Genomic DNA, 13,614 nt, shown 5'->3' on the forward strand with positions numbered 1-13,614 from the left:
GAAATGTCGATAAATTATTAGTATTTCGTCCAGACTAACCCGGCTCCCGCTTTCCATGAAATCCGCCTTGATCGCTTCATCGGCCCATCTCGCCAGCGGCAGCGCGCCTGACCTGTCCGAGGTGGAATTCGGCCTGATGATCGCCGGCCACGCCTTCGACCGCTGGACCGTGCGCTGCATGGCCGCGGCCGGGCTGCCCGACCTGACCGCCACCGACGTGATGGTGTTCCACCACGTCTATCACCGGCAGCGCGCCAAGAAGCTGGCCGACATCTGCTTCACGCTCAACGTCGAGGACACCCACATCGTCAGCTATTCGCTCAAGAAACTGGAGCGCATCGGCGTGGTGCGCGGCGAACGCAGCAGCAAGGAAGTGTTCTACAGCGTCACGGAAGAGGGCGCGGCGGTGCTCAAGCGCTACGCCGACATCCGCGAGCAGTGCCTGACCTCGGGCCTGAACGCGCCGGGCGCGGGCGGGCTGGAGTTCAGCCGCCAGCTCGCGCATACGCTGCGCGCGCTGTCCGGCCTGTACGACCAGGCGGCCCGGGCCGCGACGTCGCTCTGAGCGGCCCGCGCACCCATATCAATAAAGATCCGGGGCATGTCCCCGCCATTGGCAACCGGCCGCGCCCAGCGCCGCGGCGGCTTTCTGTATTCAAGGACACCTATGAAGTGGCAATTCTGGATAGACCGTGGGGGCACCTTTACCGACATCGTGGCGCGCCGTCCCGACGGCACCACCACCACGGCCAAGATGCTGTCGGAGAACCCCGAGCAGTACCGCGACGCGGCGGTGGCCGGCATCCGCAAGCTGCTGGGCATCGCGCCCGGCCAGCCGGTGCCCGCCGAGCAGGTGGAATGCGTGAAGATGGGCACCACGGTGGCCACCAACGCGCTGCTCGAACGCAAGGGCGAGCGCACGCTGCTGGTGACCACGCGCGGCTTTCGCGACGGCTTGCGCATCGCCTACCAGAACCGGCCGCGCCTGTTCGACCGCAACGTGGCGCTGCCCGAGATGCTGTACGAGTCGGTGTTCGAAGCCGACGAGCGCGTGGCGGCCGACGGCGCGGTGATCCGCGAGCTGGACGAAGCCAGCCTGCGCGCCGGCCTGCAGGCCGCCCATGACGCCGGCATCCGCGCCGTTGCAATCGTTTTCATGCACGCCTGGCACGCGCCGCAGCATGAAGCGCGCGCCGCCGCCATCGCCCGCGATATCGGTTTTCCGCAGGTCTCGGCCTCGCACGAGGTCAGCCCGCTGATCAAATTCGTGTCGCGCGGCGACACCACGGTGGTCGACGCCTACCTGTCGCCCATCCTCAAGCGCTACGTGGACCAGGTCGCCGGCGAGCTGCCCGGCATTCGCCTGATGTTCATGCAGTCCAGCGGCGGCCTGACCGACGCGCACCGCTTCCGCGGCAAGGACGCCATCCTGTCCGGCCCGGCCGGCGGTATCGTGGGCATGGTGCGCACCAGCGAGACGGCGGGCTTTCCCAAGGTGATCGGCTTCGACATGGGCGGCACCTCCACCGACGTGTCGCACTACGCCGGCGAGTTCGAGCGCGAGTTCGAAACCCTGGTGGCGGGCGTGCGCATGCGCGCGCCGATGATGAGCATCCACACCGTGGCCGCCGGCGGCGGCTCTATCCTGCATTTCGACGGCGCGCGCCTGCGCGTGGGCCCGGATTCGGCCGGCGCCAATCCCGGCCCGGCCTGCTACCGCCGCGGCGGCCCGCTGGCGGTGACCGACTGCAACGTGCTGCTGGGCAAGATCCAGCCGGATTTCTTCCCCAAGGTATTCGGTCCCAACGCCGACGAGGCGCTGGACCGCGACGTGGTGGCGCAGCGCTTCCAGGCCATGGCCGATGAAGTGCGCGCCGCCACCGGCCGCGACATGACGCCGGAACAGCTGGCCGAGGGCTTCCTGGAAATCGCGGTGGGCAACATGGCCGAGGCCATCAAGCGCATTTCGGTGCAGCGCGGCCACGACGTGACCGAGTACGCGCTGACCGTGTTCGGCGGCGCGGGCGGGCAGCACGCCTGCCTGGTGGCCGACGCGCTGGGCATGACCACCGTGTTCGCGCATCCGCTGGGCGGCGTGCTGTCGGCCTACGGCATGGGCCTGGCCGACCAGACCGACATGCGCCAGAAGACGGTGGAGAAGGTGCTGGACGCCGGACTGATGGGCGAGCTGGCGGGCGAGCTGGACGAACTGGCGGGCCAGGCGGTGGGCGAACTGCGCCGCCAGCACGTGGCCGAGGGCGACATCGCCGTGCAGCGCCGCCTGCACCTGAAATACCGCGGCACCGACACCGCGCTGGAAGTCGCGTACGGCGGGCTGGAGCAGGTGCGCCGCGATTTCGAGGCCGCCTACCGCCAGCGCTATTCCTTCCTCATGCCCGACCGCGAACTGGTGGTGGAGACCATTTCGGTCGAGGCCACCGGCGGCGGCGAACGCGTCGCCGCGGCGCAGGCGGCCCGGGTGCGCGAAGGCGCGCTGGCCGCCCGCCGCAGCGTGCGCATGTACAGCGGCGGCGCCTGGCGCGACACGCCCCTGTACGTGCGCGAGGACATGGCGGGCGGCGACGTGGTGGCCGGTCCGGCCATCATCTCCGAGCCCAACCAGACCACCGTGGTCGAACCGGGCTGGCAGGCCGAGCTGACCGCGCAGGATCACTTCGTGATCCGCCGCGTCGAGGCCCGTCCGGAGCGTCGCGCCATCGGCACGCAGGCCGACCCCGTCATGCTGGAGGTGTTCAACAACCTCTTCATGTCCATCGCCGAGCAGATGGGCTACCGCCTGCAGAACACGGCTTATTCGGTCAACATCAAGGAGCGTCTGGACTTTTCCTGCGCGATCTTCGACGCGCAGGCCCGCCTGATCGCCAACGCGCCGCATATGCCGGTGCACCTGGGTTCCATGGGCGAGTCGGTGCGCACCGTCATGCAGGCCAACGCCGGCCGCATGGCGCCCGGCGACGCCTATGTGGTCAACGATCCCTACCACGGCGGCACCCACTTGCCGGACGTGACCGTCATCACCCCGGTGTTCGACCGCGAGGGACGCGAGATCCTGTTCTACGTGGGCTCGCGCGGCCACCATGCCGACATCGGCGGCACCACGCCCGGTTCCATGCCGCCCGATTCCAGGACCGTGGAAGACGAAGGCGTGCTCTTCACCAACTTCCAGCTGGTCAAGAACGGCGAGTTCCGCGAGGCGGCGGCGCGCGGCATCCTGGGCTCCGGCCGCTGGCCGGCGCGCAACCCGGACCAGAACATCGCCGACATGCACGCGCAGATCGCCGCCAACGAGAAAGGCGTGCAGGAACTGCTGCGCATGTGCGATCACTTCGGCCTGGACGTGGTGCGCGCCTACATGGGGCACGTGCAGGACAACGCCGAAGAGGCGGTGCGCCGCGTGATCTCGGTGCTCAAGGACGGCAGCTACGAGTACCCGCTGGACAACGGCGCGGTGATCCGCGTGGCCGTGCGGGTGGACACCGAGGCGCGCAGCGCGGTGGTGGACTTCACCGGCACCTCGCCGCAGCTGGACAACAACTTCAACGCGCCCGGCGCCATCGCGGTGGCGGCGGTGCTGTATGTGTTCCGCACCCTGGTCAACGACGACATCCCGCTGAACGACGGCTGCCTGGTGCCGCTGTCCATCATCCTGCCGGAAGGCTCGATGCTGCGCCCGAATCCGCCGGCCTCGGTGGTGGCGGGCAACGTCGAGACCTCGATGTGCATCGTCAACGCGCTGTACGGCGCGCTCGGCGTGCTGGCCGCCAGCCAGGGCACGATGAACAACTTCACCTTCGGCAACGCGCGCCATCAGTACTACGAGACCATCTCGGGCGGCACCGGCGCGGGGCCGGTACGCATCGACGCCGCCGGCCCGCACGATCCGGGCTTCGCGGGCACGTCGGTGGTGCAGGCGCACATGACCAACTCGCGCCTGACCGATCCGGAAGTGCTGGAGTTCCGCTTTCCGGTGCGGCTGGAGTCGTACGAGATCCGCAAGGGCTCGGGCGGAGCGGGGCGCTATCCCGGCGGCGACGGCGGCATCCGCCGCGTCCGCTTCCTGGAGGAGATGACGGCGGCCATCCTGTCGAACAACCGCCGCTATGCCCCCTTCGGCCTGGCCGGCGGGCAGCCCGGCGCGATGGGCCGCAACGCCGTCGAGCGCGCCGACGGCAGCGTCGAGGAGCTGGGCCCGCAGGACAGCGCGCAGCTGCATCCGGGCGACGTGTTCGTGATCGAGACGCCGGGAGGCGGCGGCTACGGACAGGCCTGATGCCGCCGGGCGCCGCGCTGGCGGCGCCCGTGCGCTTCACTCCGGTTCCGACATGACGTCCAGCGCGATCTCCGCCTTGTTCCTGCGGTCGTAGACGCGCAGCGTCACGTCCGGGTCGCGGATCTCGAAGATCGCGGTGGCGAGGGTGTTCTCCTCGTCGGGATCGTCCGCCGCCATGCGCAGAATGGGCAGATCGCCCTCGGTGTCGTGCAGCGCGGCCAGCAGGTCGGCGCTGCCGGCGCCGGCCGACCAGCCGTCCACGATGCGCTCGATGCGGTGCTGGCGCGCCCGCGAAGAGTCGGTGATGACCTGCGCCAGCCCGGCGGTCTGCGCGTGCACCATGTGGTTGGCATGGCCGTAGCGCGGGCCGGTATCGAGCACCGAGGTGGCGCCGGGCGCGACCTCCACGCTGAACATGCGCGGGTCGTCCGCGGCGCCCAGCAGATGGTGAAAGCCCCCCGAATGCGGCAGCGCGCGCAAGAGCGCCACGGCCTCGTCGAGCGTGGCGCAGTCGAGCACGGCGCGCGCCAGCAGCATGCGCGGCACGCCGGGATGGCGCTGGCGCGTGCGCAGGTTGTTGATGGTCTGGACCAGGCCGGCGCGGTTGGCCCCGAAAGTGTGGCCCGGCAGCGAGCCGGGATAGTAGAAGCTCAGATAGCCGGGCGCGTCGTCCAGCGCCACGTCCACCAGGTGGCAGCGCCCGCGCAGGTAAGGGTCGCCGTCTTCGTTGTGCGCGATCCAGCGCGCGCCGTCGGCGGTCCGCAGGGCCACCGACGTGCAGCCGTCGGCCGTGCTGTGCAGCAGGTCGCCGCGGCAATTCCACAGCAGCACGTCCTCCAGCGGCAGGCGCAGGCCCTCGGCCAGCCCCTCCAGCTCTTCCCAGACCGCCGGCAGCGCGGCGCGGGCCTGCTGCCCGAGTTCGTCCAGGAAGGCGTGGCCGCGCCACGGCCGCAAGGCTTCCCAGGTGCCGCTTTGCGCCAGATAGGCGGACATGATGGGGCGGGCCAGCTTGCCCAGCGCCACGCCGGCCTGGCGGCGGTTTCCACAGATGCGCACGTACTTGTAGGCCATGTGATTCTCCGGGTGTCCAGCCGATTGTATTTTTTCGGAAGCAGCCGGTGTAGGGGATGCGTTAAGATCCTCGGTAAGTTGCCCCGAGGACTCGGTGTAGCCCAGGAATCATGCCCTTACAACAACCGAGGGGGGCCGACGGTTCCCCAAGAGGAGAGTTTCATGATCAAACGCAAAGTCGCCGCCGCGCTGGCCGGCCTGTCCCTGGCCATGTTCGGCGCCGTCTCCGCCGCCCAGGCCCAAGGCAAGGAATTGGTGGTCGCCACCGATACCGCTTTCGTTCCGTTCGAGTTCAAGCAGGGCAACACCTACACGGGCTTCGACGTCGATCTCTGGGCGGCCATCGCCAAGGAACTCAACCTGAAATACAAGCTGCAGCCCATGGACTTCGCCGGCATCATCCCCGGCCTGCAGACCAAGAACATCGACGCCGCGCTGGCCGGCATCACCATCCGCGACGACCGCAAGAAAGTCGTCGACTTCTCCGATCCCTATTACGAAAGCGGCCTGTCCATCCTGGTCGGCGAAAAGAACACCGACATCAAGGACGCCAAGTCCCTGGCCGGCAAGAGCGTCGCGGTCAAGACCGGCACCGCCACCGTGGACTTCCTGAAGGCTCAGGTGCCGGACGCCAAGCTCAAGCTCTTCCCCAACATCGACAATGCCTACCTGGAACTGGCCACCGGGCGCGTGGACGCCGCCGTGCACGACACGCCCAATGTCCAGTACTACGCCAACACGGCGGGCAAGGGCCGCGTCAAGGTGGTCGGCTCGGTCAAGAGCGGCGACTTCTACGGCATCGCCTTCCCCAAGGGCAGCGACCTGGTGCCGCAGGTGAACAAGGCGCTGGCCACCCTCAAGTCCAACGGCGAATACGACAAGATCTACGAGAAGTGGTTCGGCAAGAAGCCCTGACGTCCCGGGCTTGAACCGCTACCTGGGCGCCCGCGCCTTGCGGGCGCCCCTTGCCGGATCATGGGGGGACTATCGTGGAGTTCGACTGGACTGTAATCAAAGACGCGTTACCCAACCTGCTGGAGGGTACGCTGATGACGATCAAGATCACCTTCTGGGGCTTGGTCGGCGGTTTCCTGCTGGGGGCGCTATCGGGCGTGACCCGCGCCTACGGGCATCCCATTCTTTCGGCCATCGCGCAGGTCTACGTCGCGGTCATCCGCGGCACGCCGATCGTCGTGCAGGTGATGTTCATCTACTTCGCGCTGCCGCTCCTGGCCGATATCCGGGTCGAGGCGGAATGGGCCGCCATCGCCACGCTCATCATCAACTCGGGCGCCTACATCTCCGAGATCGTGCGCGGCTCGCTGCTGTCGGTGCACAAGGGCCTGAAAGAGGCCGGGCAGGCCATGGGGCTGCCGTTTCACAAGATCCTGTTCTACATCATCGGGCCGGTGGCGTTTCGCCGCATGATCCCGCCGCTGGGCAACCAGTGCATCATCAGCCTGAAGGACTCGTCGCTGTTCATCGTGATCGGCGTGGCCGAACTGACCCGCCAGGGCCAGGAAATCATGGCGAGCAACTTCAGCGCGGTCGAGATCTGGTCGGCGGTGGCCATCATCTACCTGATCCTGACCGGCCTGCTGGCGCTGACGCTGCACCTGGTCGAAAAAAGGATGCGCATACTATGAGCATGGTCGAATTTCACGAAGTCACCAAACGATTCGGCGAGTCGACGGTGCTCGACGAGATTTCGCTGAGCATCGACGCGGGCGAAGTGGTGGTGGTGGTCGGCCCGTCGGGTTCGGGCAAGTCCACCTTCCTGCGCTGTATCAACGTGCTCGAAACCATCAACGGCGGCGACCTGCTGGTCGACGGCCTGAGCGTCCTGGGCGGGGCGGCGCAGGTGCGCGAAATCCGCCGCGAAGCCGGCATGGTGTTCCAGCAGTTCAATCTGTTTCCGCAGATGACGGCGCTGGAGAACGTCATGTTCGGGCCGGTGCACACGCGCGGCCAGAGCCGCGACGAGGCGCGCGAACTGGCCGAGGGCCTGCTGGCCAAGGTCGGCCTGGCCGAGCGCATGAACCACTATCCTTCGGAGCTGTCAGGCGGCCAGCAGCAGCGCGTGGCGATCGCGCGCGCCCTGGCGATCAAGCCCAAGCTGATGCTGTTCGACGAGCCCACCTCGGCGCTGGACCCGGAGCTGCGCCACGAGGTGCTGAAGGTCATGCGCGACCTGGCCGAAGAGGGCATGACCATGGTGGTCGTCACGCATGAAATGGAATTCGCCCGCAAGGTCGGCAGCCGCCTGATCTTCATCGACGCCGGCAAGATCGCCCACGACGGCCCGCCGGCCGAACTGCTGGGCAACCCGCCCAGCCAGCGGTTGAAGGATTTCCTGCAGCACGTGGCCTGACGCGGCCGGCGCCTACCCCTTCACCCGCACGATCTTCTGCACCTGCGGCACGTGGCGGATGGCGCGGATGACCTGCGCCAGGTGCTTGCGGCTGTCGACCTGAATGGTCAGGTGCAGCGACACCGTCGAGACCGCGTCGTCGTGCATGGTGACGTGCATGATGTTGGCGTCGGCCGCGGTGACTTCGGCGGCCAGCCTTCCCAGCACGCCGCGCTCGTTGCGGGTGACGATGTCCAGGCGCGTGGACAGGTGCTTGGCGGTGTGGGCGTCCCAGCCCACGTTGATCCAGCGTTCGGGTTCGCGCAGCCGCTGGCGCAGCGCCACGGGGCAGTCCGCGGTGTGCACCACCAGCCCGTGCCCCATGCGCATGCCGGCGACGATGGGATCGCCCGGCAGCGGGCCGCAGCAGGGCGCCAGTTGCACGGCCTGGCCTTCGTTGCCCTGGATCAGGATGGGCGCGCTGCGCGCCGAGGTCAGTTCGTCCACGGCCGCGGCGGTGGTGGCGACCAGCTGGTGTTCGGGCGCGAAGCGGCGCGCCACGACGGCCGCCAGGCGCTTGCCCAGGCCGATGTCGGCCAGGATTTCCTCGCGCGAGCTGGCGCCGGTGCTGCGCGCCAGTTTCTGCCAGGCCGGGTCGTCGGTGGCCGGCAGCGGCATGCGCAGTTCCTGCATGGCCTGGCCGAGCAGGCGCTCGCCGAAGGCCACCGATTCCTCGTACTTGACGGTGCGCAGGTAGTGGCGGATCTCGGAGCGCGCGCGGCCGGTGCGCACGTAGTTGAGCCACTGCGCATTGGGCCGCGAAGCGGGGGAGGTGACGATCTCCACCGTGTCGCCGCTGTTGAGTTCGGTGCGCAGCGGCACGAACTCGCCGTTGACCTTGGCCGCCACCGCCTGGTTGCCGATGTCGGTGTGGATCGCGTAGGCGAAGTCCACCGGCGTGGCGCCGCGGGGCAGTGAGATGATCTTGCCGCGCGGCGTGAACACATAGACCGCGTCGGGGAACAGGTCGACCTTGACGTGCTCCAGGAATTCGCCGGAGTCGCCGGTCTGGCTCTGGATGTCCAGCAGCGATTGCAGCCACTGGTGGGTGCGCTTCTGCAGGTCGTTGAGCGTCAGGTCGGCGCCCTTGTAGAGCCAGTGCGAGGCCACGCCTTCCTCGGCCACGTGATGCATGTCGCGCGTGCGGAACTGGAATTCCACCGGCGTGCCGTAGGGGCCGACCAGCGTGGTGTGCAGGGACTGGTAGCCGTTGACCTTGGGAATGGCGATGTAGTCCTTGAACTTGCCCGGCACCGGGCGGTAGAGCTGATGCAGCGTGCCCAGCGCCAGATAGCATTCCGGCAGCGTGTGCACGATGACGCGAAAGCCGTAGATGTCGAGCACGTCGGAGAACGACTTCTTCTGGTCGACCATCTTGCGGTAGATGCCGAACAGGGTTTTTTCGCGGCCCGTGACTTCGGCCTCGATGCCGGCGGCGGGCAGGGCGGCGCGCACCGAATCGGCGATCTTGGTGATGACCTCGCGGCGGTTGCCGCGCGCGGCCAGCACCGCCTTGTACAGCACCTGATAGCGGTTCGGGTACATGGCCGCGAAGCACAGGTCCTGCAGTTCGCGAAACAGCAGGTTCAGGCCCAGCCGGTGCGCGATGGGCGCGTAGATGTCCAGGGTTTCGCGGGCGATGCGGCGGCGCTTTTCGGGATTGACCGCGTCCAGCGTGCGCATGTTGTGCAGGCGGTCGGCCAGCTTGATGAGGATGACGCGCACGTCGCGCGCCATCGCCAGCAGCATCTTGCGAAAGCTCTCGGCCTGCTGCTCGGCCTTGGTGGCGAAGTCCAGGCGGTCCAGCTTGGACAGGCCGTCGACCAGTTCCGCGACCTCGGGGCCGAACTTCTCGGCCAGCTCGTGCTTGGCGATGCCCTGGTCTTCCATGACATCGTGCAAGAGCGCCGCGGACAGGGCGTTGGCGTCGAGCTTCCAGCCGGCGCAGATTTCAGTGACCGCGATGGGATGCGAGATGTAGGGCGAGCCGCTGGCGCGGAACTGGCCCAGGTGCGCCTGGTCGGCGAAGCGATAGGCTTCGCGCACGCGCTCCACGTCTTTCTTGTCGAGATAGCTGCCGATGATTTCGGTCAGCGGCGCCAGCGAGGCGACCGGCGAGGCGGTCGCGTCCGCCGCTTCCTGGGCGGCGACGGACGGCGGCGCGGGGAGGTTCTTGGCTTTCTTGCCCGTGCGGCGCCCGAGACGGGAGCCGGCGCGCAGTGCGGCAAGCAGACCAGATGAGGCGTACTTCAGCCCGGGAAAAGCCATGCTTGCCGCCCCCCGAATCGGATCAGGTCGGAACCTTGCGCAGCATTTCCACGCCGGTGAGGCCGCCGGCGATTTCGCGCAGGGCGGTGACCGTGGGCTTGTCTTTGCTGTCCAGGCGCGGGGCATGGCCCTGCGCCAGCTCGCGGGCGCGGTAGGTCGCGGCCAGCGTGAGCTTGAAACGATTGGGGATTTGAGTCAGACAGTCTTCGACGGTAATGCGAGCCATTAGGACACCTGGTGCTGATGGAGGATAGGGAGAATGCTTGCGCTTCAGTGTTCGGCCGGGATGCCGAGTTGCGAGAACAACTGGCTGTGCCGGGCGGCCTGAGACGAAAAACGTAGCCGGGCGGCGCTGACTATTTGAGTCAATTCCGACAAGGCTACGCTAAATTCTTGATTAATAATAACATATTCGCATTCAGGCGCGTGCGCGATTTCGCCGCCGGCGGCCATCAGCCGGCGCGCGATCACTTGCGGTTCGTCCTGGCCGCGCGCCTTCAGCCGGCTTTCGAGTTCGTCGATGGACGGCGGCAGCACGAACACGCCGATCGCGCCCGGAAAGCGCTGGCGGACCTGGCGTGCGCCCTGCCAGTCGATCTCCAGCAGCACGTCGCGTCCGGCGCGGGTGGCTTCGTCGATGCGGTCGCGCGGCGTGCCATAGAAATTGCCATGCACTTCCGCCCATTCCAGCAGGTTGTTGGCTTCGCGCAGGCGCTGGAATTCGGCCGTGGACACGAAGCGGTATTCGCGGCCGTCTTCTTCGCCGGGGCGCGGGGCGCGGGTGGTGCAGGAAATGGAGAGCAGGATGGAAGGGTCTTGCTGCAGCAAGGCCTTGACCAGGCTGGACTTGCCGGCGCCGCTGGGCGCGACGACCATGAAGACGTTTCCGGGGTTGGCGTGCATGAATGTGATCGGGGCGTAATGCTAAGACTGAGAGGATAGCAAATCGCGCGGCGCGGCAGGGCGAAAACCCTGGCCGCGCCGCATATTCCGCGATCCTCAGCCGCCGGTCCTGGCGCCTGCCGCGTTCAGCTTGCCGCCGGGGGCCGGCGCCTCGCTGCCCAGCAGATGGCCGTTGACCTCGATCCCGTACAGCGAATCCTCGCTGTCGTGATACTTGGCCCGCGTGGCCGCGACCGACTCGGTATAGCGCGGGTCCTGCGGGCGTTCATGCGCGTTCATGAAGTAGGCGACGTCCCAGGCTTCCTGGTCGCTCAGCATGCCGGCCTGTCCCAGCGGCATGTTGGCCTTGATGAAGCCGGCGGCGTTGCCGATCTGGTGCATGCCCGCGCCCCAGTTGAAGGAATCCGGACCCCACAGGGCCGGGAACACCCAGTGCTTGCCGTTCTTCTGGCCCTGGCCCTCGGCGCCGTGGCAGAGCGCGCAATATTGCGCGTAGACCTTGCTGCCGCGCACGTAGTCGGCCTTGCTGGCCGGCGGCGGCAGCTTGCGGTAGCCCTGGCCCTCCAGCTTGACGCCGGTGGGCGCCTTGCTGGCCAGCCAGAACATATAGGTCTGCAGGGCCGTGAGCGTGGGATCGTCGGCCGGCGGCGCCTTGCCGTTCATGCTGAAGCGGAAACAGCCCTGCAGGCGCTCGGCCAGCGTGTTGACGTGGCCGTTCTTGGCGCGATAGGCGGGATACTGCACGTAGGCGGCCCACATCGGGGCGGAATCGGGACGGCGGCCGGCGTCCAGGTGGCAGCTGACGCAGTTCAGGTCGTTGCCGACGAACTTGCCGGCCAGTTTCGGCGTGTGCAGGAAGATCTGCTCGCCTTCGCGCACGGCCTTGCCGAACTCGTCGTCGGGCAGGGACGCGGCCGAAGGCGGCGTGAACGAAGGACGCGGCTCGGCGGCCGACAGCGAGGCGGACGCGGCCAGGCCGGCGGCGGCGCAGAGCAGGCGCAGGCGCAGGGCGGTCATTGTTTTGCTCCGGTAGCGGCGGTGGAGGTGGCGGCCTTGGGCAGGCCGGCGTAGTAGGCGGAGACGGCGTCGATTTCGTCTTCGGAGAGGCGGGTCGCCACGGCCGGCATCAGGCCCAGCGGGCCGGGCGGGCGCTGGCCCTGGCGCCAGGCGCGCAATTGTCCGGCGATATAGGCCGCGGGCTGGCCGGCCAGCGCGGGGAAATTCTGGCCCACGCCGATGCCGCCGGGTCCGTGGCACTGGTTGCAGGCGGGCACGTTCTTGTCCCAGGCGCCGCGGGTGGCCAGCCAGGCGCCGGTGTCGGCCGGCCTGGCCGGCTGCATGGCGGTGGCGGCCAGGCGGTCCAGGTCCAGCGGCGAGGGCAGTTCGGCGTAATAGCGCGCCACGGCTTCGCGCTGCGCGGGGTCCAGCGCCTTGGCCGTGGCGGCCATGACCGGGCTGACGCGCGAGCCGTTGGCCATGGCGTCGAGCTGCTCTTGCAGGTAGCTCGCGCCCAGGCCGGCCAGCTGCGGGAAGCCGGCGGCCGGATTGCCTTCGCCGCGCGCGCCGTGGCAGGTGATACAGGCCGGCGCGCCGTTGGCGCCCTGCGTGCTGATCTGTTTGCCGTCTGGCGCGCCCTGGGCGGCCGCCGAGGCGGCGTACAGCGCGCCCAGCATGAGCGCGCCGGATAAGGACCGTGGGTCATGAAACCTGCTCCGTAGTGGTGAATCTGGTAATAAGCTAATTCCTCAAAATTATATAAATACTTGTGACGGATCAACACCAAAACGGTCGTTTGATGGCGTAACGCCTGGGGAAACGGTGTTCGGATTGGAACCTTCGCTTGCAGCATCCGGCAGGCGATTCGGGTAGCATCTCGCGGATTGATAACAAGGAGAATCCGATGCAGACGAACGAGATCGATCCCCCGCGCGTAGCCCTGGTGACCGGCGCCGGCACCGGCATAGGACGCGCGGTGGCGCTGGAATTCCTGGCGCAAGGCTATCGGGTCGTGCTGGCCGGACGCCGGCGCGATCCGCTCGAGGCAACCCGCACGGCGGCGGGCGAAGACGGGGTGAGGGCGCTGGTGGTGCCCACGGACGTATCGGACGAACAGGCGGTGCGCGAGCTCTTCGACGCCACGCAGCGGGAATACGGCCGCCTGGACGTGCTGTTCAACAACGCCGGGCGCGGCACGCCGGCCATGCCCATCGAAGAACTGCCGGTGGCGCTGTGGCGCGAGGTGGTCGACACCAACCTGACCGGCATGTTCCTGTGCGCGCAGGCCGCCATCCGCGTGATGAAGGCGCAGAATCCGCGCGGCGGGCGCATCATCAACAACGGCTCGATCTCGGCGCATGCGCCGCGGCCGTTCTCCATCGCCTATACCGCCACCAAGCACGCGGTGACGGGGCTGACCAAGTCGATTTCACTGGATTGCCGGCCGTACAACATCGCCTGCGGCCAGATCGACATCGGCAACGCGGCCACCGACATGACCGAGCGCATGGCCGCCGGCATTCTTCAGGCCGACGGCAGCACCAAGGTCGAGCCGCGCATGGACGTGGCCCATGTGGCCCAGGCGGTGGCGGCCATGGCGCGCCTGCCGCTGGACGCCAACGTGCAGTTCATGACCATCATGGCCACCAACATGCCTTTCGTCGGGCGCGGCTGA

12 protein-coding genes are annotated in these 13,614 nt (G+C 68.0%); 6 read left to right on the forward strand and 6 right to left on the reverse strand.

The window, feature by feature from the left end; genetic code table 11:
* Positions 1-55: 55 nt before the first annotated feature.
* Positions 56-565 (forward strand): winged helix DNA-binding protein, encoded by a 510-nt coding sequence (locus AC1IQ6_RS13070; protein WP_102771340.1) that lies wholly within the window; start codon positions 56-58, stop codon positions 563-565.
* 102 nt (positions 566-667) lie between these two features.
* A complete protein-coding gene (locus AC1IQ6_RS13075; RefSeq protein WP_479731707.1) occupies positions 668-4,291 on the forward strand; it encodes a hydantoinase B/oxoprolinase family protein in 3,624 nt (1,207 codons plus the stop codon).
* A gap of 36 nt (positions 4,292-4,327) precedes the next feature.
* Here the strand turns inward: AC1IQ6_RS13075 and AC1IQ6_RS13080 are convergent, their stop codons facing one another.
* The gene (locus tag AC1IQ6_RS13080; protein ID WP_485866469.1) at positions 4,328-5,362 is read right to left on the reverse strand and encodes a C45 family autoproteolytic acyltransferase/hydrolase; all 1,035 of its coding nucleotides are present in this window, start codon (positions 5,360-5,362) and stop codon (positions 4,328-4,330) included.
* Between the two features lie 162 nt (positions 5,363-5,524).
* Between AC1IQ6_RS13080 and glnH the strand changes: the two genes are divergently transcribed.
* From glnH to glnQ, 3 genes are all read left to right on the forward strand, one after another.
* Positions 5,525-6,277, forward strand: coding sequence for a glutamine ABC transporter substrate-binding protein GlnH (glnH, locus tag AC1IQ6_RS13085; protein ID WP_102771337.1), 753 nt, complete (start codon positions 5,525-5,527; stop codon positions 6,275-6,277).
* Positions 6,278-6,351: 74 nt separating this feature from the next.
* Positions 6,352-7,008 (forward strand): glutamine ABC transporter permease GlnP, encoded by a 657-nt coding sequence (gene glnP, locus AC1IQ6_RS13090; protein ID WP_102771336.1) that lies wholly within the window; start codon positions 6,352-6,354, stop codon positions 7,006-7,008.
* Positions 7,005-7,733: a glutamine ABC transporter ATP-binding protein GlnQ gene (gene glnQ, locus AC1IQ6_RS13095; protein ID WP_102771335.1), complete on the forward strand. Its 729-nt coding sequence runs from the start codon at positions 7,005-7,007 to the stop codon at positions 7,731-7,733. The genes glnP and glnQ overlap by 4 nt, the downstream gene beginning before the upstream one ends.
* A gap of 12 nt (positions 7,734-7,745) precedes the next feature.
* On the opposite strand, the gene AC1IQ6_RS13100 is transcribed toward glnQ, so the two are convergent.
* From AC1IQ6_RS13100 to AC1IQ6_RS13120, 5 genes are all read right to left on the reverse strand, one after another.
* The gene (locus AC1IQ6_RS13100; RefSeq protein WP_111825041.1) at positions 7,746-10,040 is read right to left on the reverse strand and encodes a RelA/SpoT family protein; all 2,295 of its coding nucleotides are present in this window, start codon (positions 10,038-10,040) and stop codon (positions 7,746-7,748) included.
* Positions 10,041-10,062: 22 nt separating this feature from the next.
* Positions 10,063-10,266, reverse strand: a complete 204-nt coding sequence (gene rpoZ, locus AC1IQ6_RS13105) for a DNA-directed RNA polymerase subunit omega (RefSeq protein ID WP_102771334.1) — start codon at positions 10,264-10,266, stop codon at positions 10,063-10,065.
* A 44-nt stretch (positions 10,267-10,310) separates the two neighbouring features.
* Complete coding sequence (gene gmk / locus AC1IQ6_RS13110) at positions 10,311-10,943, reverse strand: guanylate kinase (RefSeq protein ID WP_168202110.1); 633 nt, start codon at positions 10,941-10,943, stop codon at positions 10,311-10,313.
* 96 nt (positions 10,944-11,039) lie between these two features.
* Positions 11,040-11,960, reverse strand: a complete 921-nt coding sequence (locus tag AC1IQ6_RS13115) for a c-type cytochrome (RefSeq protein ID WP_485866470.1) — start codon at positions 11,958-11,960, stop codon at positions 11,040-11,042.
* On the reverse strand, positions 11,957-12,616 hold the full coding sequence (locus AC1IQ6_RS13120; protein WP_258231349.1) for a c-type cytochrome: 660 nt from the start codon (positions 12,614-12,616) through the stop codon (positions 11,957-11,959). Before AC1IQ6_RS13120 ends, AC1IQ6_RS13115 begins: the two co-directional genes overlap by 4 nt.
* 227 nt (positions 12,617-12,843) lie before the next feature.
* Between AC1IQ6_RS13120 and AC1IQ6_RS13125 the strand changes: the two genes are divergently transcribed.
* Positions 12,844-13,614 carry an SDR family oxidoreductase gene (locus AC1IQ6_RS13125; protein WP_102771330.1) on the forward strand — a complete coding sequence of 257 codons (771 nt, stop codon included), beginning with the start codon at positions 12,844-12,846 and terminating at the stop codon, positions 13,612-13,614.

It is taken from the genome of Achromobacter sp. MUI-25009338 (assembly GCF_057359325.1).

Excerpts from the sequence above, each read along its gene's own strand:
- AC1IQ6_RS13070 (WP_102771340.1), top strand. The coding sequence starts at position 56 with ATGAAATCCGCCTTGATCGCTTCATCGGCCCATCTCGCCAGCGGCAGC.
- AC1IQ6_RS13075 (WP_479731707.1), top strand. The coding sequence starts at position 668 with ATGAAGTGGCAATTCTGGATAGACCGTGGGGGCACCTTTACCGACATC.
- AC1IQ6_RS13080 (WP_485866469.1), bottom strand. The coding sequence starts at position 5,362 with ATGGCCTACAAGTACGTGCGCATCTGTGGAAACCGCCGCCAGGCCGGC.
- glnH (WP_102771337.1), top strand. The coding sequence starts at position 5,525 with ATGATCAAACGCAAAGTCGCCGCCGCGCTGGCCGGCCTGTCCCTGGCC.
- glnQ (WP_102771335.1), top strand. The coding sequence starts at position 7,005 with ATGAGCATGGTCGAATTTCACGAAGTCACCAAACGATTCGGCGAGTCG.
- AC1IQ6_RS13100 (WP_111825041.1), bottom strand. The coding sequence starts at position 10,040 with ATGGCTTTTCCCGGGCTGAAGTACGCCTCATCTGGTCTGCTTGCCGCA.
- rpoZ (WP_102771334.1), bottom strand. The coding sequence starts at position 10,266 with ATGGCTCGCATTACCGTCGAAGACTGTCTGACTCAAATCCCCAATCGT.
- gmk (WP_168202110.1), bottom strand. The coding sequence starts at position 10,943 with ATGCACGCCAACCCCGGAAACGTCTTCATGGTCGTCGCGCCCAGCGGC.
- AC1IQ6_RS13115 (WP_485866470.1), bottom strand. The coding sequence starts at position 11,960 with ATGACCGCCCTGCGCCTGCGCCTGCTCTGCGCCGCCGCCGGCCTGGCC.
- AC1IQ6_RS13120 (WP_258231349.1), bottom strand. The coding sequence starts at position 12,616 with ATGCTGGGCGCGCTGTACGCCGCCTCGGCGGCCGCCCAGGGCGCGCCA.
- AC1IQ6_RS13125 (WP_102771330.1), top strand. The coding sequence starts at position 12,844 with ATGCAGACGAACGAGATCGATCCCCCGCGCGTAGCCCTGGTGACCGGC.